General features: G+C 64.3%; 1 protein-coding gene. It reads left to right on the top strand.

The features are described from left to right. Positions 1-227 (top strand): transposase (locus N1F91_RS31045; protein ID WP_289997775.1); only part of this gene is annotated, 227 nt, incomplete at its 5' end. Between the last annotated feature and the right edge of the window lie 308 nt (positions 228-535).

Below are 535 nucleotides of genomic sequence, written 5' to 3'. Positions count from 1 at the left end.
TGCTCCACACCGCCGCCTACTGGCTCATGCTCACCCTGCGCGAGGCGGTGCCCGCCAGCCATCATCTCGGCAAAGCCGAGTTCGCCACGCTGCGGCTGCGGCTCCTCAAGCTCGGCGCCCGCGTCACGGAAACCGTCTCGCTCATCCGCCTGGCATTTGGCGCCGCCTGTCCCGAGGCAAGTCTGTTCCGTTCCATCGCCGCGACGCTGCAGCCGGCAGGACCGTGAGCCGACCCGGGCGGCATGCCCCCGCAACCAAGCCCCGTCAACCTCCAGCGCGTTCTACAAGTCCAGACCCACCCGCGGTGAAAGAGACGCCTCGACTGCCCGCGTATCGTCGACCGGCACCATCCGCGAAAGCGAACTCATGAATAAGACGGGCTAGCTACTGCGATGAAACTTCGAACAGGACACGAATCTCATGAATCCCCTCATTTCACGAACGACTCACTTTTGCCGCTAGCGCTCGGGAAACCGCTTGTCGACGAATCGGTCGAAGGGATGGCGGAGCGATGCGGGCGAGTGCGCAACGAGCT

Source organism: Aquibium sp. ELW1220, assembly GCF_030398385.1.
Lineage (GTDB): Bacteria > Pseudomonadota > Alphaproteobacteria > Rhizobiales > Rhizobiaceae > Aquibium.
This window is presented reverse-complemented; position numbering and strand designations above follow the sequence as displayed.